This is a genomic window from Marinactinospora rubrisoli, from assembly GCF_042664915.1.
In the GTDB taxonomy this organism is placed as follows: Bacteria; Actinomycetota; Actinomycetes; order Streptosporangiales; family Streptosporangiaceae; genus Marinitenerispora; species Marinitenerispora rubrisoli.
Map to the genome: position 1 here is coordinate 95,076 of NZ_JBHTBH010000012.1, position 26,210 is coordinate 121,285.

General features: G+C 72.7%; 18 protein-coding genes. 9 read left to right on the forward strand and 9 right to left on the reverse strand.

The genetic code is table 11. The features are described from left to right. Positions 1-56 precede the first annotated feature (56 nt). The 3 genes from ACFQRF_RS22440 to ACFQRF_RS22450 form a co-directional block, all read right to left on the reverse strand. Positions 57-4,907 carry a hypothetical protein gene (locus ACFQRF_RS22440; protein WP_379873135.1) on the reverse strand — a complete coding sequence of 1,617 codons (4,851 nt, stop codon included), beginning with the start codon at positions 4,905-4,907 and terminating at the stop codon, positions 57-59. Further along, positions 4,904-5,812, reverse strand: a complete 909-nt coding sequence (locus tag ACFQRF_RS22445; RefSeq protein ID WP_379873136.1) for a DUF4132 domain-containing protein — start codon at positions 5,810-5,812, stop codon at positions 4,904-4,906. The genes ACFQRF_RS22440 and ACFQRF_RS22445 overlap by 4 nt, the downstream gene beginning before the upstream one ends. Positions 5,813-5,891: 79 nt before the next feature. Next, positions 5,892-6,866, reverse strand: coding sequence for a heme o synthase (locus tag ACFQRF_RS22450; protein WP_379873137.1), 975 nt, complete (start codon positions 6,864-6,866; stop codon positions 5,892-5,894). Between the two features lie 720 nt (positions 6,867-7,586). Between ACFQRF_RS22450 and tkt the strand changes: the two genes are divergently transcribed. From tkt to pgl, 6 genes are all read left to right on the forward strand, one after another. After that, entirely contained in the window at positions 7,587-9,629 is a 2,043-nt protein-coding gene (gene tkt, locus ACFQRF_RS22455; RefSeq protein WP_379873236.1) for a transketolase, read from the forward strand. 108 nt (positions 9,630-9,737) lie between these two features. Beyond that, a complete protein-coding gene (tal, locus tag ACFQRF_RS22460) occupies positions 9,738-10,856 on the forward strand; it encodes a transaldolase (RefSeq protein WP_379873138.1) in 1,119 nt (372 codons plus the stop codon). A gap of 47 nt (positions 10,857-10,903) precedes the next feature. Further along, a complete protein-coding gene (locus tag ACFQRF_RS22465; protein WP_379873139.1) occupies positions 10,904-12,535 on the forward strand; it encodes a glucose-6-phosphate isomerase in 1,632 nt (543 codons plus the stop codon). Between the two features lie 82 nt (positions 12,536-12,617). Further along, positions 12,618-14,147 carry a glucose-6-phosphate dehydrogenase gene (gene zwf / locus ACFQRF_RS22470; protein WP_379873237.1) on the forward strand — a complete coding sequence of 510 codons (1,530 nt, stop codon included), beginning with the start codon at positions 12,618-12,620 and terminating at the stop codon, positions 14,145-14,147. 109 nt (positions 14,148-14,256) lie between these two features. Next, entirely contained in the window at positions 14,257-15,183 is a 927-nt protein-coding gene (locus ACFQRF_RS22475; protein WP_379873140.1) for a glucose-6-phosphate dehydrogenase assembly protein OpcA, read from the forward strand. After that, entirely contained in the window at positions 15,180-15,971 is a 792-nt protein-coding gene (gene pgl / locus ACFQRF_RS22480) for a 6-phosphogluconolactonase (protein ID WP_379873141.1), read from the forward strand. Before ACFQRF_RS22475 ends, pgl begins: the two co-directional genes overlap by 4 nt. A 108-nt stretch (positions 15,972-16,079) precedes the next feature. Here pgl and ACFQRF_RS22485 read toward each other — a convergent pair whose 3' ends face one another. Further along, positions 16,080-16,544 (reverse strand): ATP-binding protein, encoded by a 465-nt coding sequence (locus ACFQRF_RS22485; RefSeq protein WP_379873142.1) that lies wholly within the window; start codon positions 16,542-16,544, stop codon positions 16,080-16,082. Between the two features lie 207 nt (positions 16,545-16,751). Here ACFQRF_RS22485 and ACFQRF_RS22490 point away from each other — a divergent pair, with 207 nt between their 5' ends. The 3 genes from ACFQRF_RS22490 to ACFQRF_RS22500 all read left to right on the forward strand — a co-directional run bounded on the left by ACFQRF_RS22490 (position 16,752) and on the right by ACFQRF_RS22500 (position 18,358). Then, positions 16,752-17,618, forward strand: a complete 867-nt coding sequence (locus ACFQRF_RS22490) for a helix-turn-helix domain-containing protein (RefSeq protein ID WP_379873143.1) — start codon at positions 16,752-16,754, stop codon at positions 17,616-17,618. Next, positions 17,615-17,923, forward strand: a complete 309-nt coding sequence (locus tag ACFQRF_RS22495; RefSeq protein WP_379873144.1) for a DUF397 domain-containing protein — start codon at positions 17,615-17,617, stop codon at positions 17,921-17,923. The genes ACFQRF_RS22490 and ACFQRF_RS22495 overlap by 4 nt, the downstream gene beginning before the upstream one ends. 183 nt (positions 17,924-18,106) lie before the next feature. Next, entirely contained in the window at positions 18,107-18,358 is a 252-nt protein-coding gene (locus ACFQRF_RS22500) for a DUF397 domain-containing protein (protein WP_379873145.1), read from the forward strand. Positions 18,359-18,441: 83 nt separating this feature from the next. Here the strand turns inward: ACFQRF_RS22500 and ACFQRF_RS22505 are convergent, their stop codons facing one another. From ACFQRF_RS22505 to ACFQRF_RS22525, 5 genes are all read right to left on the reverse strand, one after another. After that, positions 18,442-19,911 carry a hypothetical protein gene (locus ACFQRF_RS22505; RefSeq protein ID WP_379873146.1) on the reverse strand — a complete coding sequence of 490 codons (1,470 nt, stop codon included), beginning with the start codon at positions 19,909-19,911 and terminating at the stop codon, positions 18,442-18,444. A 2-nt stretch (positions 19,912-19,913) separates the two neighbouring features. Beyond that, positions 19,914-20,873 (reverse strand): hypothetical protein, encoded by a 960-nt coding sequence (locus tag ACFQRF_RS22510; RefSeq protein WP_379873147.1) that lies wholly within the window; start codon positions 20,871-20,873, stop codon positions 19,914-19,916. Further along, the gene (locus ACFQRF_RS22515) at positions 20,870-23,050 is read right to left on the reverse strand and encodes a TIGR03986 family type III CRISPR-associated RAMP protein (protein WP_379873148.1); all 2,181 of its coding nucleotides are present in this window, start codon (positions 23,048-23,050) and stop codon (positions 20,870-20,872) included. Before ACFQRF_RS22515 ends, ACFQRF_RS22510 begins: the two co-directional genes overlap by 4 nt. Positions 23,051-23,202: 152 nt before the next feature. Continuing rightward, positions 23,203-23,949: a type III-D CRISPR-associated protein Csx19 gene (csx19, locus tag ACFQRF_RS22520; RefSeq protein WP_379873149.1), complete on the reverse strand. Its 747-nt coding sequence runs from the start codon at positions 23,947-23,949 to the stop codon at positions 23,203-23,205. Then, positions 23,946-25,889, reverse strand: a complete 1,944-nt coding sequence (locus ACFQRF_RS22525; RefSeq protein ID WP_379873150.1) for an RAMP superfamily CRISPR-associated protein — start codon at positions 25,887-25,889, stop codon at positions 23,946-23,948. Before ACFQRF_RS22525 ends, csx19 begins: the two co-directional genes overlap by 4 nt. Positions 25,890-26,210 lie beyond the last annotated feature (321 nt).

Below are 26,210 nucleotides of genomic sequence, written 5' to 3' on the forward strand. Positions count from 1 at the left end.
GGCCGGGACGGCGGGCGTGGCCTTGCCTCGTCCGCCGTCCCGGCCGAAGCACCGCCTTAACGCGGCCCGTCCCCCGCGGCCACCCGTTCCGCCGCCTCGGCGAACAGCTCCGGGTACGGCCGCATCGGCAGGAAGCGTTCCAGCGGCCCGGAAGGCTGGGTGCCCGGGTCCGCTCGCAGGTCGTACAGCGGCGCCTTCCACGTCTCGAACGGCAGGTTCGGCGCCTTCGCGGTGGTCCAGCCGCCCGGCAGGAAGAGCGAGCGGCCGGCGCGGGACCGCGTGGCGCGGACCGCGAGCCCTCCGTCCACCAGCTCCGCCTCGGCCGTGCGGTGCCGCGCCGGGGTCCAGCCGTTCCAGGCGCGCACCTTGCGGTCGGTGGGTTCGAGGACCGCGAGCAGTTGCAGGTACAGTCGCGCCGCGTCGGCCGAGATCCCGTGCGCGGCGGCGGTCTCGGCGACCAGGCCGGGTACGCGGACCGCGGGGTCGGCGTCGCAGCCGTCGTCCGGGGCCGCCGCGATCCGCTCGGCCATCGCGCCGTATCCGGGACTGCGCACCAGGTCGACGGAGTCCAGATGGCCTCCCCACGTGTGGTCGGCCACCATGGCGCGCAGCAGCCGACTGCGCCGGTCGTCGCCCAGCAGCGCCGGGCGGAACCACAGCCGGATGTCCCCGCGCCCCAGGTAGAGCACGGTGAGGCCGTCGTCGTAGCACGGGTCGGGCAGTCGCACGCCGCCCGGGGCCCGGTAGGGCGTGGTGCCGAACGCCGCCTCGACGACGCTCCGCCGCTCGCTGCCCGAGCGCAGGCAACCGGCTCCCAGCAGCAGTTCCGGATCGGCCAGGCGCTCGCGCAGCAGGTGCAGCGTCCGCGGGACACCGAGGCGCACCGGATCGGCGGCCGGCAACTCGGCGTAGCACCACGGCAGCAGGCCGGCGATGGCCACGAGCGGGGCCTCCAGCGGCGCTCCTTCGCGGTCGAGGTCGACTTGGCCGTCGTCGCCGACAGCGGGCCACGAACGGCCGACCCGGGTCAGCGCCTCGGTGTCGTCCGGGGAACGCACGATCCGCAGCCGCTGGTGCACGCCGCGCGGCCCGAGCACCTTCTGCGCGGCGACGACGGTCGCGGTGGGCAGTGGCGTCCCGCGCCCGAATCGCTCGACCCACGCCGTGGCGAGCCGCTCGGCCAGGTCGCGCAGCCCGCCGGGCCGCCACAGCTCGGCGATCTCCTCCGGCGTGCCGGGAAGCGCGGCACTGTACAGGTCGAGCAGGTCGGCCCCGCTGATCCGGTCGAGTTCGTCGCGCGCGGCCTGCGCCTCGGCCGTGGTGAGCCCTAGGACGCCGCGCAGTTCCTTGCCGCAGAAGTCGGCGTCCCATTTGTTCCCTTGCGGCCAGCCCGCCAGGAGCAGCGCGGCGGCGCCCGGGGACAGCCCGGCTCGCTCGGCGAGCACCCCCGCCGCTTCCAGGTCCCACTCCGGCGGCCCCTGCGCGTCGAGCGCGTCGACCAGCGTGCGGAGCTGCGCGGCGGTCCCCCACCTGAACGCGATCTCCTCGCGGTCCACGAGCGTACGCCGCGGCGGCGCGGGCAGATCCCCGGAACCGATCTCGACGTACCGGCGCGTGAACCCGTTGTGCCCGTGATACGTCCGCATGTTCCCGGAACCGACCTCGACCGCCAGATCGACGCGGCGGTGCTCCGGGTCGGCCGGGTCCACGGCCGCCGTGTAGTGGTCGCCCCCCGATTCGGCGAAGACGCGACCACGCGCGAGCCGCGCCCCGGGGTCGGCGAAGCAGGTGGCCGACCACGCGTCGAGCAGCCCGCGCAGCGCGGTGCGCTGCGGCTCGCTGACGCCGGGGACGAGCGTCCGCCAGGCCGCGCCGCCGACGCGTCCCAGCAGCTCGGTCCAGTCCACTCCGCTCTTCTGCTGGTCCACCGCGGTGGCCGGGTCGATCCCGCCGGTCAGGAAGGCGTGCACGTGCTCGATCTGCCGGACGGTGTCGTGCCGGTCCCATGAAATGTTCTCCATCAGCCCGCCGAGCGCCCCGCAGAGCTCCCCGGAGTCCACCTGGACGCCGCGTACCGACTCGGCGAGCCGGCGCACGAACCGGTCGTGCCGCACCGTCTCGCGAGCGGTGGCCACCACCGCGCCGGTCGCGCCCGCGAGCACTCCCGGGTGCGGGTCGCCGCCCAGCAGCTCGGCGACGGCCTTGGCCGTGGCCGGCGTGCGGGTCGTGCTCAGGTCCTCGCCGATCTCGGCCCGCGCGGTCTCCAGCAGCCCGGCGGCCTGCTCACGGGTGACGGAGCGCAGCACGGCCGACGCCGTGGTGTCGCGGGGCCGCAGGTGGTGCCAGAACATCGGGTCCGGCAGGAACGGGGTCCCCAGCTGGGCGCAGTAGTCGTCGTAGGGGCCGGGGTGCGCGTCCCAGAGCGGCCCGGAGCCGTCGGCGGCGTACAGCACGATGACGTTGGTGCCCGAGAGGATCCCCAGCTCGCCGCCGCCCGGGTAGCGCATCGCACCCCAGGGAGCGGGGACGACCCCGCGCGGGAAGCTCCACGGAAGTTCGGCCGTCCGCCCGTCGACGCCGACGATCCGGTAGGCGGCCTCGCCACCGGCGTCGGTGCCGCCGCGGAGCACGGCGAACCCGACCAGGCCGTCCGCGTGCCCGAGCGGAGTCTCCTCGCCTCCCTTCGGCAGCGGCGCCAGCGTGCAGCAGTGGACCTGCAGCCGTTCCCCCGGCCGCAGTGCGAGGTCCGCCAGGAACGCCGGCAGACCGGCCCGTCCCTCGTCCCCGGTGACCGGATCGATCTCGCGGCTCTCGCCGGAGGCCCGCCAGTAGGTGGCGCCGTCGGAGAGCACGTGCCGGTCCCGCCCGTCCGGCCGCTCCCCCGGGGACAGTGCCCGCCCGCCGGCCCACCGGACGCCCTCGGTGGTGAGCCGGGGCGCGCCGAGTGCCCGCTGCCACCGGTCCTGCCACGAGTAGACCGCGCCGCGGTCCTGCTCGGTGATGACGGTGCCGGGGTCGCTCGACCAGTACATGTGCGTCCTGCCGGCGATGGTGTAGCAGACGAGGAAGCGGCCCCCGGTGTACACCGCCGCGGGTCTTTGGGCGTCCGCGGGCAGCCGGAGGGCGTGCTCGGCCACCCGGCCGCCGCCGTCCACCGCGATCGCCTTGGCCGCCGTGCACAGGGTGAGCACCGGCCAGGAGGCGACGGCGGTGATATCCGGACGTTGCGGTCCGGTGCCGAGGAGGTCGCGAGCGGCCTCGTCCAGCGCCTCCCAGCCGTACTCGTCCAGGATGCCGGCGCGCAGGGTGCGGGCGAGGACCCGCGCGTAGTCGGCCGCCACCACGGCGTCCCGGCGGCCGGGCAGTCCGGCGAGCGCCGAAGGACCGACCGACCGGCCGAGCGTCTCCAGCGTCTCTCGGGCGGCTGCCACGCCGCCGCCCGAGAGACGGTCGATGAGCCCGTCGAGGTAGGCCATCGCGAGGGGGCGCAGGACGGGGAGTTCGAGAAGCGCGTCGGCCTTGTGGCTGGTGGCGTAGGAACGCACCGCCGGAACCAGCAGGGGGCTCCAGCGCGGGTCCGCCGCGACGGCGGCGAGGTCGCGGCGATCGGCCTCGCGTCCGGTGCCGAGCAGCCAGTGCCCCAGTTCGAGCCGCTGGCCCTCGCGCGGGCCCGCGACGGGAACACCGTGCGCCAGGCACAGGTCGAGCAGGTCGAGCTCGACCGGACCGACGCGGGTGCCGCGGGTGCCGTCCACCCGGACCGGCACGCCGTCGGCGGCCAGCCGCCCGGCGATCCGGGGCACCAGCTCGTGCAGGCGCGCGGGGGCGGCCCCCCGCCCGTTACGGGTGTGCCCCACCATGCGGGACAGCCACGCGGCCGCACCCCCGGAGATCTCGGCCGCGGGGTCGGCGAGGTCCGCCAGTGCGCCACAGTCGTCCAGGAGCTCCAGCCACCAGCCGTGGAATCCCTCGGTGTCCGCGGTGGGGAACAGGTGCAGCAGCATGCGGCGCACCTCGGCGTCGCCGGAGGCGAGCGCCACGAGCGTGGCGCGGCACTTGCGCCAGAACCCGGCGGGTGCGGAGGCGGTGGCGGGCACCTCCAGCAGCTCGCGCAGCGTCCGCTCCTCCTCCGCGGCGGCGTCCCGGCCCGCGGCACGAGCGAGGGAGCGCAGCTGCGCGGGCATCTCGGCCCAGGGCGGCAGGCCGCCGAGGGACCGGCGCAGCGCCAGCTCCCGGAACTGCTGGTAGGCGGGGCCCGGCTCGTAGCTGCGGGCGAGTTCGGTGACGTACCCGGCGAGCGCCTTGACGCTGAGCGCACCGGCGAACGCGAACTCCAGGACGGCCTCGCGGCGGGTGGCCTCGTCGACGGGGATGTTGTACACACGTTCGGCCTCGCGGGCGCGGCCGAACATGATGCTGGCCTGGCCGGGACTGTCGGCGGCCAGGAAAGCGCGGCCGGCCTGCTCCCAGAAGGCCGCCAGGTGGGTGTGCGGCAGGGTGACGGCGATCTCGCCGAACGCCTCGGCGGCAGCGCCGGGCCGCGAACGCGCCAGCTTGGCGGCGCGTTCCATCGGGCGCACGGCCGCAAGTGCGGGGCCGGCGTTGCCGCGATCATGGACGAGCGCCCACTCCGGGTAACCCAGTCCACGGGGGCGGGTGAGCGCGAGCGGGCCGGATGTCTCGGGCTCCCCGAAGCCGAAGTGCCGCATCGCGGCGTCCTCGGCCGGAGCCAGCGTGTCGGCGGCCAGGCGGACGACCGACCGTCCGGGCAGCGCCGGGTGGGTGTAGCGGCGGGCGCGGACCTCGTCGGTCGCGGTGTCCGCGTGCGGTGCGGCGAGCGGGGCGAGCCCGGCGTCGAGCAGTGCTTCGGCCGGCGGCGAGGCGGGCCGGTCGCCGGTGGTGGTCACGCGTTCTCCTCACTGTCACCGCTGCCGGTGGCGCCGGCGTGGATGCTCTCGGCCATGCGGATGCCCTCGGACCAGGCGACCGGTCCGACCTCGCCCACCGGCAGGGGGCGCTCGTCGGCGTCCACCCAGAGCAGGTCGCCGGTCGACGTGGGCGCGTCGGGGCTGTCGGAGCCGAGCCAGTACCGCGCCTGCACGTACCGGCCGGCGTCGACGGTGCGGCACACCGCGTAACCGCCGCGCACCGCGAAGCCCAGCCGCCGGGCGCGGGCGACGGCGTCGCGGAGTTCGCCGAACCGGCCCCCGGCGTAGGTGGTCACCTTGGTGGCGTCCGGGGGCAGGTCGCCGGGCCGGTGGTACACCTCGCGGGTCAGCTGGGGCACCCGCTGCTCGATGCCGAGTTCCAGCGCGAAGTCCCGGACGTCCTCCAGGTCGGGGATCCGGGCGGGGTGCGCGACCACCACGCGCTCGGCGGTCAGCCAGACGCTCTCCGCGTCCAGGTCCAGGACGCCGAGCCGTCCCCGCTCGTCCACGCCGCGCAGGAAGCCGCCGGTGCCGGTGTCCGGTTCGCCGGAGGCGGTCACCGGGGCGGCGAACAGGTCGGCCAGCAGTTCCCGCCAGGCCGGGTCCGGCCACACCGCGGCGATGGTGGCCGCGGGCACCGGCAACGACCCGAGCAGCCAGGACTCCACCTGCCGTCGGCACTCCCGCTGGTGGCGCTCCAGCCACTGGAGGAGATCGGCGAGCTGCTCGGCCTCCGCCGATTCCCGCACTTTCTTGGGGACCGATTTCAGCTGCCGGCCCTTGGGGTTGCGGCACACGAGCGTGGCGCCGTCCAGGCCGAGGGAGTATCCGTCCGGGCCGTCGACCCAGGCGATCTCCGCGGTGGAAGAGGTCTGCATGGACATGGCGCCAGATATACCGGCATTGTGCGACAGAACGGCCCCCGCTCCGCCATCCGGCGGGGCGGGGGCCGAAGGGCACGGATCAGGCGAGCACGCCGGCGAGCAGCGGGTCGATCGTCACCGCGGAGAACAGCAGGGCGAGATAGGCGTTGGACAGGTGGAAGAAGCCCATGGTCTTCAGCTGCGCACCGGACACGCCCGCACGCACCCGGGCGAGCAGCCGGTGCGCCTGGACGAGCAGGATCCCGCCGAGCACGACGGCGGCCAGCGGGTAGAACAGCGTGGTGCCGGCCACCGGCCACAGCGAGATCGAGACCAGCACCGTCGCCCAGCTGTAGAGCACGCACTCCAGCACCACGCGGCGGTCGCCGGCCACCACGGGCAGCATCGGCACGTTCGCCGCCGCGTAGTCCTCGCGGTAGCGCATCGCCAGGGCCCAGGTGTGCGGCGGGGTCCAGAAGAACACCACGAGGAACAGCACCAGGGGCGGCCAGTCCAGCGAGTTGGCGATGCCCGACCAGCCGATCAGCACCGGCATGCAGCCGGCGATCCCGCCCCACACCACGTTCTGCGCGGTGCGGCGCTTCAGCACCAGCGTGTAGACCAGCAGGTAGAACAGAATCGCGAACAGCGCCAGCGCGGCCGACAGCCAGTTGACCAGGGTGGCGAAGCCGACGGTGGACAGCACGCCCATCGTCAGGCCGTAGATCACCGTCCCGCGCGGGGTGACCAGTTGCATGGCCGCGGGACGGCGCCGGGTGCGGCGCATCTCCTGGTCGATATCGCGGTCGAGGTAGCAGTTGAGCGCGTTCGCGCTGGCCGCCGACATCGCGCCGAACACCAGGGTGGCCACGGCGGTGCCGAGCGGGGGCACGCCGCCCGCCGCCAGGAACATCACCGGGATGGTGGTGATGAGCAGCAGCTCGATCACGCGGGGCTTGGACAGCGCGACGTAGGCGCGCACGTGGTCGCCGAACGAGGCCGGCCGGCCGGAGCGGCCGGAGTCCGGCTCAGCCGAGGCCGATGCGGAGTGCGGGGGTCGGTTCAGCAACGTCATCAGCGCCGTCGCGTGCCGGACCGGTCGGCGCCGCGGACGACCGCGCGCGAACGCGTCTCCTGGGCCACCTGCCGCTCGGCCCGTCGTCCGCGCGTCGCGGCACGCGCGGCGGGAGACATCCGATCTACGGACACAGACACGCTGAACCTCTGAAGAATTTAGGGAAACTTCACTGCTCGCCACATCCGGGCGCGGACCGGCCCCGACGACTCACGTCGGGGCTCCGCGAAACCCGGTCAACGACATACTGTAGTACTTGCCGCGCCCGGTCCCCTCCGGGGGGCGGTTCGCGGCGGAGCCACGCTGAGCTGTGCCGGCGCCCGCGCCCCGTCCCGGGCTCCGTGCGGCCGGGATCGCCCGCCCGGCGCGCCACGGCTCCTCCCGTCCAGCTCACGGGCGTGACGCGTCGGACATCCGGACGATTGGCCGGAACGATAGGCTCACAGAAGGTCGTCCCGTCGAGTCCACCAGTCGAGTCAGGCGAGAGCACGGTCCGGCGGACAGGTCTCCCCGGCCGGCCGCCCCGGCGCCGCTCACACCCCGGCGGGACCGGACCGACGCACAACCCACGATCCGACATTCACGTTCTGCGGGCGGCACGCCCGTAATGGCCTGGATGCGCGAAAGGAGCCCTGAGCCCGCGTGAACATCGACACCTCCAGGACCCTCGACTGGTCGGAGCTGGACCAACGCGCCGTCGACGTGGTCCGCGCCCTCGCGATGGACGCGGTCGAGGAGGCGGGCTCCGGCCACCCCGGGACCGCGATGAGCCTCGCTCCGGCGGCCTACCTGCTGTTCCAGAAGGTGATGCGGCACGACCCGAGCGGGCCGGCCTGGATCGGCCGGGACCGATTCGTGCTGTCGTGCGGCCACTCCAGTCTGACCCTGTACATCCAGCTCTACCTCGCCGGGTACGGGCTCAGCCTCGACGACCTCCGGCGGCTGCGTCAGTGGGACAGCCTCACCCCCGGCCACCCCGAGTACGGGCACACCGCGGGCGTGGAGACGACCACCGGCCCGCTCGGCCAGGGGGTCGGCAACGCGGTGGGCATGGCGATGGCCGCACGCCGCGAGCGGGGACTGTTCGACCCCGAGTCCGCCCCCGGCGAGAGCCCCTTCGACCACTTCGTGTACGCCATCTGTTCCGACGGCGACGTCCAGGAGGGCGTGTCCCACGAGGCGAGCGCGCTCGCCGGCACCCAGAAGCTCGGCAACCTCATCCTCATCTACGACGACAACCACATCTCGATCGAGGACGACACCCAGATCGCGTTCTCCGAGGACGTGGCCGCACGCTACGCCGCCTACGGCTGGCACGTGCAGGAGATCGACTGGACGGCCGGCGGCTCCTACCACGAGGACGTCGAGGCGCTGTACCGCGCGATCCAGGCCGCGCAGGCCGAGACCGAGCGGCCCTCGTTCATCCGGCTGCGCACGATCATCGGCTGGCCGGCGCCCAACAAGCAGAACACCGGCGGCATCCACGGCTCCGCCATCGGTGCGGAGGAGGTGGCCGCCACCAAGCGCATCCTCGGCCTCGACCCCGCCAAGCGCTTCGACGTGCCCGAGGACCTGCTCGCGCACGCCCGCGCCGCCGTGGACCGCGGCCGCGCCGCCCGCGGCGAGTGGGACAAGCTGCTCACCGCCTGGCGCTCCGGCGCCGGCGAGCGCGCCGAGCTGTTCGACCGGCTCACGGCCGGCAAGCTGCCCGAGGGCTGGGACGAGGCCGTCCCGGTGTTCCCGGCCAGCGAGAAGGGCATGGCCACCCGCAAGGCCAGCGGCGAGGTGCTCAGCGCGATCGCGCCGATGCTGCCCGAACTGTGGGGCGGGTCCGCCGACCTCGCCGGCTCGAACAACACCACGCCCAAGGGCGAGCCGTCGTTCATCCCGGAGGAGTACTCGACCAAGGCGTTCTCCGGCAACCGGTTCGGCCGCGTCCTGCACTTCGGCATCCGCGAGCACGGCATGGGCGCGATCCTGAACGGCATCGCGCTGCACGGCCCGACCCGGCCCTACGGCGGCACCTTCCTGGTGTTCAGCGACTACATGCGCCCGGCCGTGCGCCTCGCCGCGCTGATGAAGCTCCCCGTCACCTATGTGTGGACGCACGACTCCATCGGGCTCGGCGAGGACGGCCCCACCCACCAGCCGGTGGAGCAGCTGTGGGCGCTGCGGGCCATCCCCGGCCTGGACGTCGTCCGACCGGCCGACGCCAACGAGACCGCCGTCGCCTGGCGCACCATCGTGGAGAAGGGCGAGCGCCCGGCCGCGCTCGCGCTCACCCGGCAGAACGTGCCCACCCTCGACCGTGAGCGGCTGGCCAGCGCCGAGGGCACGACGCGCGGCGGCTACGTGCTGGCCGAGGCCGACGGCGGCACGCCGCAGGCCATCATCATCGCCACGGGCAGCGAGGTCGCCATCGCGCTGGCCGCCCGCGAGCGGCTGGAGGCCGAGGGTACGCCCACCCGTGTCGTCTCGATGCCGAGCGTGGAGTGGTTCCACGAGCAGGACGAGGCCTACCGCCAGACCGTGCTGCCCAGCGACGTGCGGGCCCGCGTGTCGGTCGAGGCCGGCGTGGCGCTCGGCTGGCGCGAGCTGATCGGCGACGCGGGCGAGTCGGTGAGCCTGGAGCACTTCGGCGCCTCCGCGCCGTACCAGACGCTCTACGAGCAGTTCGGCATCACCCCGGAGCGGGTGGTCGCCGCGGTCCACGCGAGCATCGCCCGGCTGGGCGGCGAGAGCGGAACAACGACCGGCAACTAGTGGTTATTCGGAGGGTCCTTCACCGACGGGGAGGGCCCTCCGGCCTTCGGTGGGCGTCGCATGCGGGCGCGCGCCGGACGAGACCGAATACGCGACGGAGAGATCACCATGACCGAGCACTCTGACCGCCCCCTGCGGCGCCTCTCCGACGAGGGTGTGGCCGTCTGGCTGGACGACATCAGCCGCGAGCGGCTTCGCGGCGGCAACCTCGCCGAGCTGATCCGCGAGCGCGACGTCGTCGGGGTCACGTCCAACCCGACGATCTTCGAGAAGGCCCTCAAGGAGGGCGACGCCTACGACGCGCAGCTGCACGACCTCGCCATCCGGGGAGTCTCGGTGGAGGAGGCCGTGCGCGCCATCACCACCTACGACATCCGCTGGGCGGCCGACGTGCTGCGCCCGGTGTACGACGCCACCGGCGGCCTGGACGGCCGGGTCTCCCTGGAGGTCGACCCGCGGCTGGCCCGCGAGACCGACCGCACCGTCGCCGAGGCCCGCGCGCTGTGGTGGCTGGTGGACCGCCCGAACCTCTTCATCAAGATCCCGGCCACCGCCGAGGGCCTGCCCGCCATCACCCGGGCGCTGGCCGAGGGCATCAGCGTCAATGTCACGCTGATCTTCTCGCTGGAGCGCTACCGTGCGGTGATGGACGCGTTCCTGACCGGCCTGGAGCAGGCGCGGGCCAACGGCCACGACCTGTCGGCGATCCACTCCGTCGCGTCCTTCTTCGTCAGCCGGGTCGACACCGAGATCGACAAGCGGCTGGACAAGATCGGGACCGAGGAGGCCCGCGAGCTGCGCGGCCGCGCCGCCATCGCCAACGCGCGCCTGGCCTACGCCGCCTACGAGGAGGTGTTCGGCTCGCAGCGCTGGCAGGAGCTCGCCGCGGCCGGCGCCCGGCCGCAGCGCCCGCTGTGGGCGTCGACCGGCGTCAAGGACCCCGAGTACTCCGACACCCGTTACGTGACGGAGCTCGTCGCGCCGAACACGGTCAACACCATGCCCGAGGCCACGCTGCACGCCACCGCCGACCACGGCGAGATCACCGGCGACACCGTCCGCGGCGGATACGCCCAGGCGCAGGCCGACCTCGACGCGCTGGCCGCGGTCGGCGTCGACTACGACGACGTGGTGCGGGTGCTGGAGGACGAGGGCGTGCAGAAGTTCGAGAAGTCCTGGGAAGGACTGCTCGAAGGAGTCTCCCAGCAGCTCGACGCCAACGCATAGCTCCCGGCGGCGACCACAACACAACAGGCAGAAGGGAAGCAGTCGCTTTGAGCAGTGATCAGGTACACGCGGGGAACCTCACGGTCACGCTGCGCGAGGCGGTCCGCGGCCCGGCGGAGGCGGCCAAGGCCCGCCTCGCCGAGGACGGCGTCGCCGCACGGCTGGCCGCACGGGACGCCACCCTGTGGGGCCCGGAGGCCGAACCCGAGGCCGCGATCCGGCTCGGCTGGGTCGACCTGCCGCGTACCTCGCGGGCGCTGCTGCCGGAACTGGGCCGTCTGGTGGCCGAAAAGCGGGCCGCCGGGCTGGACCACGTCGTGCTGGCCGGGATGGGCGGCTCCTCGCTCGCCCCGGAGGTCATCGCCGCCACCCACGGCGCCGGGCTCACCACCCTGGACACCACCGACCCGCAGCAGGTCGGCCGGGCCATCGGCGACCGGCTGGCCACGACCGTGCTCGTGGTGTCGTCCAAGAGCGGCGGCACGGTGGAGACCGACAGCCATCGCCGCGCCTACGAACAGGCGTTCCGGGACGCCGGGATCGACCCCGCCGAGCGGATCGTCGTGGTGACCGACCCCGGCTCCCCGCTGGCCGGTCTCGCCGCCGAGCGCGGGTACCCCACCGTGCTGGCCGACCCCGAGGTCGGCGGGCGCTACAGCGCGCTCACCGCGTTCGGCCTGGTGCCGAGCGCGCTGGCGGGCGTGGACGTCGCGGCGCTGCTGGACGAGGCCGAGGCGCTGGTGCCGTCCCTGGCCGCCGAGGACGGCAACCCTGCCCTGGAGCTGGGCGCGGCGCTGGGCGGGTTCACCGGGCACGACAAGGTGGTGCTCGCCGGCGCCGCTCCCGTCGGCCTCGGCGACTGGATCGAGCAGCTCGTCGCCGAGTCCACCGGCAAGAGCGGCCGGGGGCTCCTCCCGGTCGTGGTCGAGGCGGTGGCGGCGCCCGGCTTCACCCCGGGGCCCGACACCCATCTCGTCGCGTTCGCCGAGTCGGGCACCCCGAACGTGGAGCAGGCCGACACCCTCGTCTCGGGCCCCCTGGGGGCGCAGTTCCTGGCGTGGGAGTACGCCACGGCGATCGCCGGGCGGCTGCTGGGGATCGACCCGTTCAACCAGCCCAACGTGCAGGAGTCCAAGGACAACACCAAGGCGCTGCTGGAGCGCGCGGGTGACGGTCCGCTCCCCACGGGTACACCGTTGTTGGTGGACGGCGCGGTCGAGGTCTACGCGGCGGACACCGCGCTGCTGGAGGGCGCCAAGGACGTCGGCGACGTGCTGACGGCGTTGCTGCGCGCGGTGCCCGCGGCGGGCTACCTCGCGGTGTTGGCCTACCTGGACCGGGTGGGCGACTCCGCCGCCGCGGAGCTGCGCCCCGCGCTCGCCGCCCGCACGTCCCGGCCGGTGACGTTCGGGTGGGGGCCGCGCTTCCTGCACTCCACCGGCCAGTACCACAAGGGCGGACCCGACGTCGGGGTGTTCCTCCAGATCACCGGGGACGTCGTGACGGACCTTCCGGTGCCGGGCCGCCCCTACACCTTCGGCCGGCTCCAGATGGCGCAGGCGCTGGGCGACCTCGGTGCCCTGGGCGACCGTGGCCGCCCGGCCGTCCGGCTGCACCTGCGCGACCGCGCGGCCGGCCTGGCACGGCTCCGGCAGGCGCTGGCCGAGCCGGCCTCCTGACCGCCGGCCGCCGCGGGCCGGCCCGCGGCGGCCACCCCACCCGCTCCAACCAGACACGGGAGTTGACGTGAAAGAACCGGTGATGCCGGGAGCGGTCCCCAACCCGCTGCGCAACCTCCTGGACCGGCGGCTGCCGCGCATCGCCGGCCCCAGCGTGCTCGTGCTGTTCGGGGTCACGGGCGACCTCGCGCGCAAGAAGCTGCTGCCCGCCATCTACGATCTCGCGAACCGCGGCCTGCTGCCGCCGGGGTTCGGCCTGGTCGGGTTCGCCAGACGCGACTGGGAGCACCAGGACTTCGCCGCCGAGGCGCACGAGGCGGTCAAGCAGCACGCGCGCACGCCGTTCCGCGAGGACGTCTGGCGCCAGCTGAGCGAGGGCATGCGGTTCGTGCCCGGCGAACTGCACGACGACGACGCGTTCGACCGGCTGGCCGACACGGTCCGCGAGCTCGACGCGCACCGCGGCACCGGCGGCAACTACGCCTTCTATCTGTCGCTGCCGCCCAAGCTGTTCCCCACGGTGGTCAAGCAGCTCAAGCGCTCCGGGCTGGCCGAGTCCTCCGACGACGCCTGGCGCCGGGTGGTCATCGAGAAGCCGTTCGGGCACGACCTGGACAGCGCCCGCGAGCTCAACGCGGTGGTGGACGACGTCTTCCCGCCCCAGTCGGTGTTCCGCATCGACCACTACCTGGGCAAGGAGACCGTCCAGAACATCATGGCGCTGCGGTTCGCCAACACCCTCTTCGAGCCGATCTGGAACCGGTCCTACGTGGACCACGTGCAGATCACCATGGCCGAGGACATCGGGGTGGGCGGCCGGGCCGGCTACTACGACGGTATCGGCGCGGCGCGCGACGTCATCCAGAACCATTTGCTCCAGCTGCTCGCGCTGGTGGCCATGGAGGAGCCCGTCTCGTTCAGCGCCGACGCGCTGCGCGCCGAGAAGGAGAAGGTGCTCTCGGCCGTCACGCTGCCGGACGACCTCGCCACGGGCACGGCCCGCGGCCAGTACGCGGCGGGCTGGCAGGGCGGCGCGCCCGTGGTGGGCTACCTCCAGGAGGACGGCATCCCGCCGGACTCCACCACCGAGACCTACGCGGCCATGAAGCTCGGGGTGAACACCCGCCGGTGGGCCGGGGTGCCGTTCTACCTGCGCACCGGCAAGCGGCTCGGGCGCCGGGTGACCGAGGTCGCGCTGGTCTTCCAGCGGGCCCCGCACCAGGTGTTCAGCCACACCGACATCGAGGAGCTGGGCCAGAACTCGCTGGTGCTGCGCATCCAGCCCGATGAGGGCGTGACGCTGCGCTTCGGTTCCAAGGTGCCGGGGGCGGCCATGGAGGTCCGCGACGTCAGCATGGACTTCACCTACGGGCAGTCCTTCACGGAGGCCAGCCCGGAGGCCTACGAGCGGCTCATCCTGGACGTGCTGATCGGCGACCCGCCGCTCTTCCCGCGCCAGGAGGAGGTCGAACTGTCGTGGAAGATCCTCGACCCCATCGAGGAGTTCTGGTCCAAGAACGGCCGGCCCGAGCAGTACGAGTCGGGGACGTGGGGCCCCGCGTCGGCACACGAGCTGCTGGCCCGCGACGGGCGGCAGTGGCGGCGGCCGTGATGGGCCGGCGCGCCCGGGGAGGACCGCCGGTCCCCGGATCGAACACCCGCCGGACGGCGCCGGGCGGCGCCCGTACCGGCTCCACCGCCCGGACCGTGGAGGATCACCGATGACGCTCTACCTTCCGCGCACCACGACAGCGCAGATCAGCGACGCCCTCGCCGCCGAGCGGCACAGCGTGGGCGGCGGCGCGATGAACATGGTGCTCACTCTGGTCATCGTCACCGACGAGGCCGACCACTACGACGCGGTGCGGGCCGCCACCGAGGCCGGGCGGGAGCACCCGAGCCGGGTGCTGGCCCTGATCCGCCGCGACCCCGACGCCGAGCCCGCCATCGACGCCGAGATCCGCCGGCCGGGCACCTCCGGCCCGGGCGAGGCGCTGCTGCTGCGGCTGTTCGGCCCGCTCGGCGAGCACGCGGACTCCGTGGTCACGCCACTGCTGGTGCCGGACGCGCCGGTGGTGGCGTGGTGGCCGGGGGTCGGCCCGGCCGACCCGGCGGCCGACCCGGTGGGCCGCCTGGCCCAGCGGCGCATCACCGACGCGCTGCGCGCCGCCGACCCGGTCGGCGACCTGCTCAGCCGCACCGCGCACTACCAGCCGGGCGACACCGACCTGACCTGGACCCGGCTCACCCCGTGGCGTGCGCTGCTGGCCTCCACCATGGACCAGCCGTCGGCGTGGGTGACCGCCGCCGAGGTGACCGCCGAGCCGCACTACCCCAGCGCCGACCTGCTCGCCGCGTGGCTGTCGGACCAGCTGGACGTGCCGGTGGAACGCAAGGAGTCCAACGGCCCGGGCATCACCGGCGTGCGGCTGATCACCGGCGGCGGCGACATCTCGGTGCGCCGCCTGGACGGTCGGGTGGCCACGCTGTCGCGGCCGGACCACCCCGACCAGAAGGTGGCGCTGCCGCGCCGCCGGGCCTCGGAGGCGCTCGCCGAGGAGCTGCGCCGGCTGGACGCCGACGAGATCTACGAGCAGACCGCCCGGCACATGGCGAGCCTGCTGAACCGGGCGGGGGTGGGTGCGTGACGCCGTCGCCGCGGACGGTCGTGGTGCACCCCGACGCCGACCTGCTCGCCAAGGCGACGGCGGCCCGGCTGGTCACCCGCCTGGTGGACGCCCAGGCGGCGCGGGGCACGGCCTCGCTGGTGCTCACCGGCGGCGGCATGGGCACCGCGGTGCTGGCGGAGCTGGCGAAGGCACCGGCCCGCGACGCCGTCGACTGGCGGCGGCTGGACGTCTGGTGGGGCGACGAACGCTTCCTGCCGGCCGGCCATCCCGAGCGCAACGAGACCGGGGCGCGGGCCGCGCTGCTGGACCACGTGGCCGTGGACCCGGCGCGGGTACACGCGATGCCGGCGTCCGACGGCCCCGACGGTGACGACGTGGACGGCGCCGCCGAGCGCTACGCCGAGGAGCTGCGGGCGTCGGCCGCGGCGCTCGGTGAGCACGGCCCGGTGCCGGAGTTCGACGTGACGCTGGTCAGCGTCGGCCCGGACACCCACATCGCGTCGCTGTTCCCCGAGCTGCCGGCCGTCCACGAGGAGGACCGCCCGGTGGTCGCGGTTCGGGGCGCTCCCAAGCCCCCGCCCACCCGGGTGACGCTGACGCTGCCCGCCATCCAGGCTTCGCACGAGGTGTGGGTGCTGGGCTCGGGCGAGGCCAAGGCCGACGCCGTCCGCCTCGCCTTGGGCGAGGCCGGCCCGATCCAGGTCCCGGCGGCGGGGGCGCACGGTCGGGCCCGCACCCTGTTCCTGCTGGACCGCCCGGCAGCGGCCCGGCTCCCGGCGGGTCTGGCCCCGGCCGGGGTGGTCTGAGCGGCCCGGCGACACCCAGAACGCGAATCGGCCCCGTCTCCTGGTGGAGGCGGGGCCGACGTGTGACCGGTGGGGTGGGTTCTGCGGGGTTTGCGGGGTCTGGCGGGTCTACCGCCGGATCTCATGACGGTCCTCCGTCGGGCGGGTCGCTTCGGTGGTGTCGAAGGTCAGGCAGAGGCAGCCGTGGTCGAGGCGGGGGACGTACATCCAGTAGCGGGTCAGCTCGTGGATGAGGTAGAGGCCACGCCCGCGCTCGGCGGTCAGATCGGCGGCGGCGTCGCAGACGGCGGGACGGTCGTCGGGCTTGAGGGGGCCGTCGTCCTGGACGTCGACGTGGAGGGCGGTGCGGGCGCCGAGGGCGTAGAAGCGCAGGGTGACGGTTCCGCCGGGGTCGCCGGAGCGGGTGTGTTGTACGGCATTGGTGACGGCTTCGGAGACGCAGAGTGCGACGGTGTCGACGAGGTCGGGGGTGTAGTGGGCGGTGAGGACGTCGCGGGCGAGCGCTCGGGCGGAGCGCACCGCGGTGAGGTTGCCGGGGAGGACGTGCTCGGTGTTGAGCGCGAAGGGGGTCATGACCTCAATCCACCACCCATTCGCAACACATAGTAGCCAAACGATGACTAAAAGTTACAAAACTGGACACAATTACCCCTTCTTGTTCCGTTCCACCAAATAGAAACGACTCAGTGCCGCTCAACTATGATGTCTTGGAACACTTCCATTTTCAAGGGAACGAAGAAGTCTGTGCCGAGCAAATTGGTTGCCCCTAGGATCTTGGACATGCAGCGCAGCTACAGCCCAACCGTCCGTCGCCGCCGGTTGGCCGCTGAACTGAGACGCTTGCGCGAAGCGGCAGGCATGACGTCGCTCCAGGCAGGAAAGGCGCTGGGCTGGGCACACTCGACGATCATCAAGCATGAGAAGGCCCAGCGACGGTCGATATCTCCGGCCGACCTCGACGCGCTTCTCGACCTCTACAACGTGCAGGATCAGGAGCGACGCAACGGGCTGCACGCCCTCGCCCGCGATGCGAAGCAGCGCGGCTGGTGGTCGAAGTACAGGGACGTCTTCCGGGGAGCACTACCCGACTTCGAAGCGGAAGCCTCCCTGATCCGTGACTTCGAAGTGCAGGTGATTCCAGGGCTCTTGCAGACCCCTGAGTATGCAGCGGCGGTCTTTCGAAGCGCGCAAGTGCAAGACGAGGACACCGTCGCCAGGCTCGTCGATGCGCGGATACAGCGCCAGCAGATCCTTAACCGACACCAGGAGCCACCGACGTACGTGGTTGTCATCGATGAGGGCGCCCTGCGGCGTCAGGTCGGAACACCTGCCGTGATGCACGCTCAACTGCGTTATCTCATCCGCATGGCAACTCGCGACAACATCGAGATTCTGGTGTTGCCCTTCTCCGCTGGGGCGCACGCCGCCACCGCGGCGACATTCGTCATCCTGGACTTCCCCGATCCGGCGGACCCCAGCATCGCTTACTCGGAGACCATTACCGATACGGTGATAGCCGAAGAGCCAGACGAGCTACGCCGCTACAACGTCGTCTTCGGCAGCGTCCAGAACGCCGCCCTATCCCCGTCCTGTTCCGTTGAGTTCATTACAGAACTGATGAAAGCCCAAGAGAGTGACAGAGTATGAGCAGCGAACCGGAGTTCCGCAAGTCAAGTTACAGCGGAAACCATGACAAGTGTGTCGAGTGTGCCAGCGCGGCATGGACCAGAGCCAGCTACAGTGGCGGCCACGGGGAAAACTGTATCGAGTGCACCAGCGCAACGTGGACGAAGTCCAGTCACAGTGGGAACCATGACAACTGCGTTGAGTGTGCCCACCTTCCCCCCACCATCGCCCTCCGCGACTCCAAGCACCCCGAGAAGGGACACCTGACCCTCCCCGCCACCGAGTGGTCCGCCTTCCTCGCGGCCACCAAACACGACCACCTCTAGACCTCAGCAGGTCGGTGGGCCAGCGGCCTGGTCCGCTTCCCCCAGTCAGACGACCATCCTCATGCAGCGGCTCATCGAGCAGCTTGGTTAAGAGGTCCAATGACACAGCCGCACGCTTCCCGCCACACGAGACAGCCACTCTGGGTCAAGAGTTCATACAGCACCGCGCAGGGAGCAGAGTGCGTGGAATGCGCCATCTCAGCATGGACGAAGTCCAGCTACAGCGGCCCACACGGAGAGAACTGCGTCGAATGCGCGAGTCACGCATGGGCGAAGAGCAGCCATAGCACCAACGGTGGTGAGTGCGTCGAATACGCCCACCTCCCCACCACCATCGCCCTCCGCGACTCCAAGCACCCCGAGAAGGGCCACCTCACCCTCCCTACCTCCGCGTGGACCGCCTTCCTCACCGCCGTCAAACACGACCACCTCTAGACCTCAGCGGGTCGGTGGGCCAGCGGGCCTGGTCCGCCGGCCTTCCTGGCACATGCCTGATGGCCCCTCGCGTGCTCGACCGCTCACAAGTGCCGCAGCGGCGCCGTGATGGGCCGGTCGTCCCACAGGATCTGCGAGAACACCCCGATGGCCAGACACCACGCACTGGACAGCAGCAGCACCGCCCACGGGTCGCCGCCGGCCCCGGTCCAAAGTGCGCTCAGCGGGCGGGCCGCGTCCTCCTCGGCGAAGGCGGGAGCGACCACCACCAGCCCGATCAGGCTGACCAGGAAGCCGTGTACCAGCCCCACGGCCGCCACCCCGGTGGACCGGCGCAGGCAGGCCGACGCGGACAGTCCGTGGTTCCGCCCCTCGATGACGAGGTATCCCCACGCCACCCCGGCCAGCGCGATGAACGCCCACCAGTGCGTTGGCGAGTCGAGGCGGGCGCGCTGCCACCAGTCGGGCAGGGCCACCAGCGCGACCAGGCCGACGGCCGCCGCGGCGGGCAGCCGGAGCAGCCACTGCGCCGCCCACAGCGGACCGAGACCGATGGCACCCGCCGCGATCAGCGCATAGCACATGGCGGCGGACAGCGCCGCCGTGCCGAAGTGGCCGCCGCCCGCTGCAACTGCCACCGCGCCCAGGCAACCCGCGACGGCGGCGTACAGCAGCAGGTACCCCACCCACTGGGTGGGCTCGCAGAGCGCCGCGACCGCGAGCACCCGGAAGCGGGGCAGCAGATGGCGTTCGGCCACCGCGAGACCGATCGCGCGATCCTCGGCCTGCGGCTCTTCGTACTCCGCCAGATCCCGCAGAATCAGCTTCAGCCGCCCGCTACGGTAGCCGCGCGCGGCGACGAGCGCGTCGAGTTCGGCCTCGACCTCCTCCGGCTCGGCTCCCGCGAGGAACGCATGCGAGTGCCTGGCGTCCAGGCAGGCCGCCCAGTCCGCCCGCGCCTCACGGGCGCGGCGCAGCAGCACGTCGGCGGTCCGGGGTCCGAAGACCTGGGCCATCCAGATCTCCGTGGACTGGCCACCCGGCTCCCGGTCGGGGAGCCACACCGTCCCGGCCGCCCGCCGGTACCGGAACGGCTCGCTGAAGGCCAGGAACCGGAACCGGGCGGCCAAGGGCCGCAGGCGGCCGGCCACCATCGGATCCGCCCCGGGCGTGGACAGGCTGCGCCACGCCGCCTCGGCCACCAGGCACAGGCGCGCCCAGTGCTCCCGCTCGTCATCGGCCCCGGGGACATCCACGGACTTCGCCAGCTGCTCGTGCGGATGGTGCAGGATGGCGCGCAGCGCGGTCCTGTCACCGGCCAGCCACGCGGCAGCGGCGTCGACGGCGGCCTCCACGTCGCTGGCCAGTGGTTCGTCCTCGTCGTGCAGCGTCCACAACGCCCGGAGCGCCGGAGACGGCGGCCGTCGGCGCTCGTTCTCGTCATTGCGGGCCGCTCCCGGGTCGCGGGACCGCTGGGCGGCGTCCAGCACCCCACCGGCCAGCCGCGCGTACAGCTCCGGGAGGGGCGCGTCGGCGGCCGGTCCGGCGGGCATCGTCACGCCTCCGGGATCTGCATGAGGGTGCGCAGCCCCTCGCCGAACGGCGTGGTGCGCCACTCTCGCTCATGCTCCGCCTGGTAGGCGTATCCGTCCAGCTGGCGGGGCCGGGGCGGATTGCGGACGTAGACGCCGTCGGCGCCCGCGTAGCGCAGCTCCGCGTCCACCACCTCCGGATCGAGCCGCCGCACCGGGATGTCGATGTAGCCGTCGGACGACTCGTGGATCACCACGGCCCGCACCGACCCGACCTCCCGTTGCCCGCCGGTCTCGACACGGGTCAGCCCGCGCATCCCCTGGGCGATCCCGAGCAGGTAGAACCCGGCCGCCTTGTATCCGCCGGTCAAGTGGAAGACGTAGTCCTGTTCTCGTCCGGCGAGGACGTCGATGAGGTGCCGCCCGAGCGTCCCAAGATGCCGCATCGCGGTGCGGAACCCCTGGCTGTTGCCCACGTCCATCCCCGGGAGCCGAGCGATGAGCACCTGGCCCCGGGCCTCCTCGTACACCTCGTCCGGCTCGTGCAGGTAACGGACACGGGACAGGTCGCCGTCGGTGAGCGCGATCGCGTCCCACAGTGCCACCCGCAGCGCGCCAGGGGTATCGCTGGCGATGAGGACCACGATGTCGTCCGCGCCGGCGCGCACCTTCTCGGGGAGCTTGGCGGACTTCTCGTCCGCATGCCTGGCGAGCGTGGTGAGCTCGGCGCTGATGCTGCTCGGCCAGTGGTGCACCCCGAACTCGGCGGTGGCCGCGCGCAGCAGCTCCGACTCCGGGGTTCCGGAGGTGAGTGCGGCCCGCAGGAAGTCGTGCACACCGGTGTCGCCGACGGGGACGAGGTCGATGCCGCCGGAGGTCCGCGCCGCCGGGCCGTGCTTCCCGGTCCGCTCCGCCTCCGACCGGAGCCATCGGCGGAGGTTGTTCGGGAGGCTCAACCCCACCGTCACCAGGTGCACGGTCATTCCGCTCTCGACGTCCCTCTCTCGGAGAACCGCTCCCGGATGCTGGGCAGCACCGGATAGTGCCCGAATTCTTCCAGAGTCATGGTCCTGGTCTTCGAGGCAGGGAGCCGGTCCCGCCACTGGGCGGAGAGCAGCAGCGCGTCCACCCGCTCGACGTGCCGGAGTTCGGCCGGCTCAGGGCGCTTCGCGCGGGCGGCCTCCTCCCGTTCCCAAGCGAGCAGGGCACCGTCGAAGGCGTCCAGGTAGCGCCGTACCTCGTCCGCCCCCACGGCGCGGAAGCCCGCCGCCGCGTCCAGGCTGCGGGTCCGCTCGCGGGGGTCCGTGAGATGCAGGCTCGGGGTGATGTGGATGCTGCCCAGGCCCAGCGGCTTGCCGAGGCCGATCTTGTGGGCGTACGCGGGGCCGAGGTCCTTGGCGTCGGATTCGCCGCCCGGCTCCGCACCGATCGGGTTGCCGAGGTGCAGGACGCGCAGCAGCGCGCCGAGTTCGGCGTCGGTCAGGTTGCGGAAGGTGATCCGGGCGTGGAACGTCAGGCCCGCGCGGAGCGGCACGATATCGCGTTCGGTGTCGCCGGGCGGTTGCGTCGCGGACCACCGGTCACGGGCGTCCTTGAGTTCGGGGGGCTCGTCGGAGCCGTCACGCCTGGTCGCGTGGCGGTGCAGGTAGGTCTTGTAGCCGGTGAGGCGGATCCCGTCCTGGTTCTCCTGGGACCAGGTGTTCAGTCTCGGGTTCTCCTCCCAGCGGCTGGAGTGATTCTGGAAAAGGTACTGAGCGAACGCCGTCCGATGCGGGGAGAGGAGCTGGACCCGCAGGGGCGTTCTGTCATCCGGGTTCTCGTCGCCGCTCACCGCCGAGCCGACCGACACCCGTCCACGCACGGCGAGGGGCCTGCCGTCGTCGCTGTTGAAAAGGTCGATGTCGCCGAACAGGGCGCGGGGAACGTCGATCGCACGGCCGGCCGTCTCCTCCATCAGTGATTCGGGGACCGCCGCGCTGATGGGATCGAAGTCGCCGACCGCGATCCGGTAGCCCCCGGCCCGGCCGAAGGAGAGCACTTCTCCCGACTCATCAGCCCGGAACCAGACAGGTTCGATCCCCTGGGCCGGAAGGCCGCCGCCACGGCCGTACGGAAGCAGTCGCCGCCTCGACTCCTTCTCATTCAGCTCCGCATCGATGTCTCTCACCCGTAGATATCCGGGAAAATTCTGCTGCTGATACTGAGTCACCTGTTCAGATGACTCGAATTCCGTGATGAGTCGCTCCGGCACGGAAAGGAGGTCACCTCGGAAGCCGTTCGGCATCGGGAAAAGGTACAGGTGCGTTCGCTGGCCGGCTGCCACACCGGTTAGGACGATCACGCACCGCACGATCTCGTGGTTCTGGTAGCCCGTGCGGGTCCGCTGAAACTCGGACGCCCGCTCCCGGCTCGGAAACACCCGCTCGACCTTCTCAGTCCAGTACTCACCATCGGCGCCCGGCGGCGGGTCCAGCACAAACACGATGCGGAACTGGAAGTGCCGATGATGCGGGTCCTCCATGGGACCGTAGGTGTTGTCGTTCGGCGGGATCGGGAACGTGCGGTGCGGGAACTCGTGTTCCTTAATGCAGCGCTGAAAGTCCGTGAACGACATCTTCAGCGGCAGATTGGAGGGGCTGCGCTTGATCCACCACCCGTCGCCGCTGCGGAAGAGGAAGCCGATCTCGCTCTCCGCGTTGCCTGAATGCTTCGCCTTGTACTGGTCATGGAGGCGCGACATGACCCATTGGGAGCGGTTCAACGGCCTGCCCTTGGCCCCCTTGACCTTGATCGGCGCCCGGAAGAACAGTTGCGGGGTGTTCACCGGCCCCATTTCTCCTCCGGTGAGCATCCGCAGGTAGTCGCGGAGCATCCCACGCAGCGAGGACCCCGGGATGGCCGGGTGCCCGTTGATCCGCAGCGAACGCGTCGACTGAGGACTCTGCGGATCCGTAGCACCGATGAAGAGCGGTGTCAGGCCACGGATCTGCAGGTCGATCCACCCCGTGCGAGTGCCCGGGATCCGCCGGTCGTGGCTCTTCAGGAGGTCATCCTGCGTGATGCCGCTGGATACTGTCGCCCGCTGCAGGCGTTCGGCCGGCAGGGGGCGTTCGGGGAGCGGTACCAGACCGTAGGGCGCCAGCGCCCGGAAGTCGGTCATGGGTCCGCTCGCCGGGGTGCTCGTACCCCCGGCGCCCTTTCCCGACGGGCCGGTCGCCGACCTGCGTCGCTGCTGGTCCGCCTGCCGGTTCACCAACCGCCCGATGGCGAGAGGGTTCGGCGCCCGGCCCTCTCCGGCTCTCTTCGATGCGCTCATGCCCGTTCCTCCGTCGAGGTCGGCGACGTGCCCGGAAGCGGCTCGGAATCGCACGTGTATCCGACGAGCCGGTGGAACACCACCCCCACCGCCCCCGTGGCCGGATCCTCCGCCCAGTACTCGCGGACGGTGAGCCAGCTGCCGTAGCCCTTCTTGCCGCCGGGCGCCGGATTCCGCCACTCGACCGGATGGACCGCCGTGGACCCGGACCGGTCCTCGGCGATGCACAGGGGGCCGACGTCCGGCCTGCTCGCGGGGATCTGGGTGACCGTGCCGCCGAGCAGCAGGAACGACCGGTCCCATGGCTGGAGCCAGGGCGGGAGCCGGTCGACATCGTCGGCGTCCCGCGACAGCCACGCCCGCTCGGCGCCCTCCCCGATGCGGAGTTCGGCCGACGGGGAGAACACCACCGCCTCCAGCAGTTGCCAGGCGTCGGACCGGTCGGCGGCCGGGGTCGGGGCGGAGAACTGCTGCGTGGCCTCCTCGGTGCTGGACAGCCGCCACGCCTCATGGGGGCAGCCGCCGGTGATCCGGCCGTGGCCGAACTCCGCGAGCAGCCACTGCCGCTCCCCCGGGGCCACCGCGTCGAGCACACGGCAGCGGCGTTGTTCGCCGAACACGTCCGCGAAGGCCGCCGCGATCTCGTCGTCACCGAGTTCGCGCACCAGCACGCCGTGCGGCGCGGGAAGCTCGCCGTCCTCCGGGGCGACTCCCGGTGAGCCCAGCGTGTCGTTCGTGGTCATCCGTTCCCCTCTCCTCCGGACGACGCTGCCCCGGACGGCTGTACTCCGGACGGCTGTGCTCTGGGCGACCGCGCTCCGGACGGTGTTCCGGCCGCCGACGGATCGGCTCCGCCTCCGGCCTCCTTGTGCAGTTCGGCCAGCCAGTCGGCGGCCCGTGCCCGTTCCGGGCCGGCCGGGTCGTTGATCGCCCGCAGCAGGTCGGTCCGCTCCGGGTCCTCACCCGGCCGGCGGGACACCAGCACCGCGGACCGCACCGTGAGACGGCCGTGCCCCACTCCGGCGTCGCCGCCGATGGAGTGGAAGGGGACGGTGTGCAGCTCGCGGACGACCAGCGTGAGCAGGCCCCGCAGGGCGTCGTCGGCGTCGGTGGCGTCGAGGACGACGCGGGCTACCCCGCCCGCCTCGACGTCGTCGGTGAACAGCCGGCCGTCGACGGTGTCGCCGAACAGCGTGTCGATCGTCGTGCGGGTGGTGCGCAACGTCGTGCTCTCCGAGAGCACTCCGGGCGAGCGCAGCCGGAGCCGCGCGGGGCGCGGGCCCCCGTCCCCGCCGGGCCCGGTGTCGCTCCCCCACCAGTGGGCGAACCAGTTATGGGCTGGATCTCCCGAGACGTCCCACTCCGTTCCCGGCTGCTCGGCAGTGCCTGCGATCTCGCGCACCAGGCTGCGCGCGGTGCGTTTGAACAGCGCGAAGAGCGCGGTCCCGCCCAGCTCGGGCCGCCACTGCACGCGGCCACCGGAGTAGCGCGGCCGGGTGCGGTGCGCGCGGTCCACTTCGCCGAGGCGATCCGGCGCCGGCGTGTCGCCCACCAGCAGCAGGCCGGGCCACGGCCCGGTGGCGGGCGTGCCGCCGGGATCGTCGAACGGCGCTGGGACGAAGGAGCGGGTGGGGCGCTCGGCGACGGCCAGCGTGACGACGAGGACGTCGCGGCACCGGACGTCGGCACGCCGGGCGTCGAGTTCGTGGTGGAAGGCGGTGTGCGTCCGTTCGAAGTCGCGAGCGGTCCATCCGGCCCACTCGTCGTTACCGGCGTCGGCCAGCGCGGCGGTCCGCAGGGCGGCGAAGGTGTCGTCGACCGCGGACTCCAGCCGGGCGGGGCGGCCGGAGTTTTCGAGGATGTCGCGAGCGTCGTCCCAGCGCGTCTGCCACTCGCGGGCGTAGTAGGCTTCCCAGCCCTCCGGCGTGTGCAGGTCATGGCGGCGGGCGTGCCACGCCTCCGCCACCACCTCCCCGTACCCGCGCCCGGTCCGGGCACCGATCCGGATGGGTCCCGGGAGTCCGTTCTCCGGCGCGTCGTCTCGGTCGTCGGCGGCGAGCCCGGCGGCGGCCGTCGAGACGAGCGCCAGCAGCCGGCCCTCGTCGCCGCCGTCCGGCACCCGCAGCCGCATCGTGACGGTGAACGACGTTCCGGCCGGTAGCACCTCCATCCGCCAGAACGCGCCGGGCGCGGCGGTGCCCGAATCGGGGTCGATCCGGTTGCCGACCCGGACGGTGATGTTCGCGTCTTGGGGGAGGTCGGCCACCGCGTCGTCGATGTCGAGCGCGCTCATGGTCGCCGGTTCGGTGTCGGCCGCGGCGAACTCCGGGACCGCGGGTGCCCCGAACAGCGTGTCGGCCCAGCCGCGTTCTCCGGACCCCGTGGCTCCGGTGGCGTCGGCGCGGCCCGGTGGGTCGCATCGGTCGGCCAGGTGGTGCCGGAGCAGCCCCGCGAGCGTGCTGGCCCGCAGTCGGGGTTTCCCGGTCTGCGGATCGCGGTCCAGGAGCTGATCGACCTCGCTTTCGGCGGAGTGCGGCGCGCTGGGGGCGGCCGACCCGATGTGGGTGTCGCCGAGCAGCCGCAGCCGCGTGCTGATCTCCCAGAGCACCCGAGGCCCGGCGGGCGCGCCGCCCGCGAACTCGTCCAGGCGCTTCTCGAACCCCTGCGGGGCCGTTCCCGTCATGTCAGTGCCTCTCCGCTCCACGCGCGCGGGACATCTCCCGGACCTGGACCGATCCGCCTTGCGGCCGTCGATCGGATGCCCCGGTCCCCTCGCGGCGCCCGGAACGCGTCACTCGCCCGCTCCGAGCGGGAGGGAGCCACCGGCCGAGGCCGGACGGCGACGTCTCGCACCGCGCGCGGCCCCTGGGAACTCCTCCCGGCGATCCCGGCCGGCCGCCGCACGGACGTCTGCTGCCGCACACCGACCATGGCTCCTCCCTGTTCCTGCTCCTGCTGGTACGGCTGCCGCTGTACCCGCGGGGTCCGTCGACGCGCATGCCGC

Bases quoted from the DNA above. Each gene is read 5' to 3' on its own strand.
- tal (WP_379873138.1), top strand. From the start codon at position 9,738: ATGACCGAGCACTCTGACCGCCCCCTGCGGCGCCTCTCCGACGAGGGT.
- ACFQRF_RS22525 (WP_379873150.1), bottom strand. From the start codon at position 25,889: ATGACGGGAACGGCCCCGCAGGGGTTCGAGAAGCGCCTGGACGAGTTC.
- ACFQRF_RS22445 (WP_379873136.1), bottom strand. From the start codon at position 5,812: ATGTCCATGCAGACCTCTTCCACCGCGGAGATCGCCTGGGTCGACGGC.
- ACFQRF_RS22505 (WP_379873146.1), bottom strand. From the start codon at position 19,911: ATGCCCGCCGGACCGGCCGCCGACGCGCCCCTCCCGGAGCTGTACGCG.
- ACFQRF_RS22475 (WP_379873140.1), top strand. From the start codon at position 14,257: ATGACGCTCTACCTTCCGCGCACCACGACAGCGCAGATCAGCGACGCC.
- ACFQRF_RS22515 (WP_379873148.1), bottom strand. From the start codon at position 23,050: ATGACCGACTTCCGGGCGCTGGCGCCCTACGGTCTGGTACCGCTCCCC.
- ACFQRF_RS22495 (WP_379873144.1), top strand. From the start codon at position 17,615: ATGAGCAGCGAACCGGAGTTCCGCAAGTCAAGTTACAGCGGAAACCAT.
- csx19 (WP_379873149.1), bottom strand. From the start codon at position 23,949: ATGACCACGAACGACACGCTGGGCTCACCGGGAGTCGCCCCGGAGGAC.
- ACFQRF_RS22490 (WP_379873143.1), top strand. From the start codon at position 16,752: ATGCAGCGCAGCTACAGCCCAACCGTCCGTCGCCGCCGGTTGGCCGCT.
- zwf (WP_379873237.1), top strand. From the start codon at position 12,618: ATGCCGGGAGCGGTCCCCAACCCGCTGCGCAACCTCCTGGACCGGCGG.
- ACFQRF_RS22450 (WP_379873137.1), bottom strand. From the start codon at position 6,866: ATGACGTTGCTGAACCGACCCCCGCACTCCGCATCGGCCTCGGCTGAG.
- tkt (WP_379873236.1), top strand. From the start codon at position 7,587: ATGGACGCGGTCGAGGAGGCGGGCTCCGGCCACCCCGGGACCGCGATG.
- ACFQRF_RS22510 (WP_379873147.1), bottom strand. From the start codon at position 20,873: ATGACCGTGCACCTGGTGACGGTGGGGTTGAGCCTCCCGAACAACCTC.
- ACFQRF_RS22485 (WP_379873142.1), bottom strand. From the start codon at position 16,544: ATGACCCCCTTCGCGCTCAACACCGAGCACGTCCTCCCCGGCAACCTC.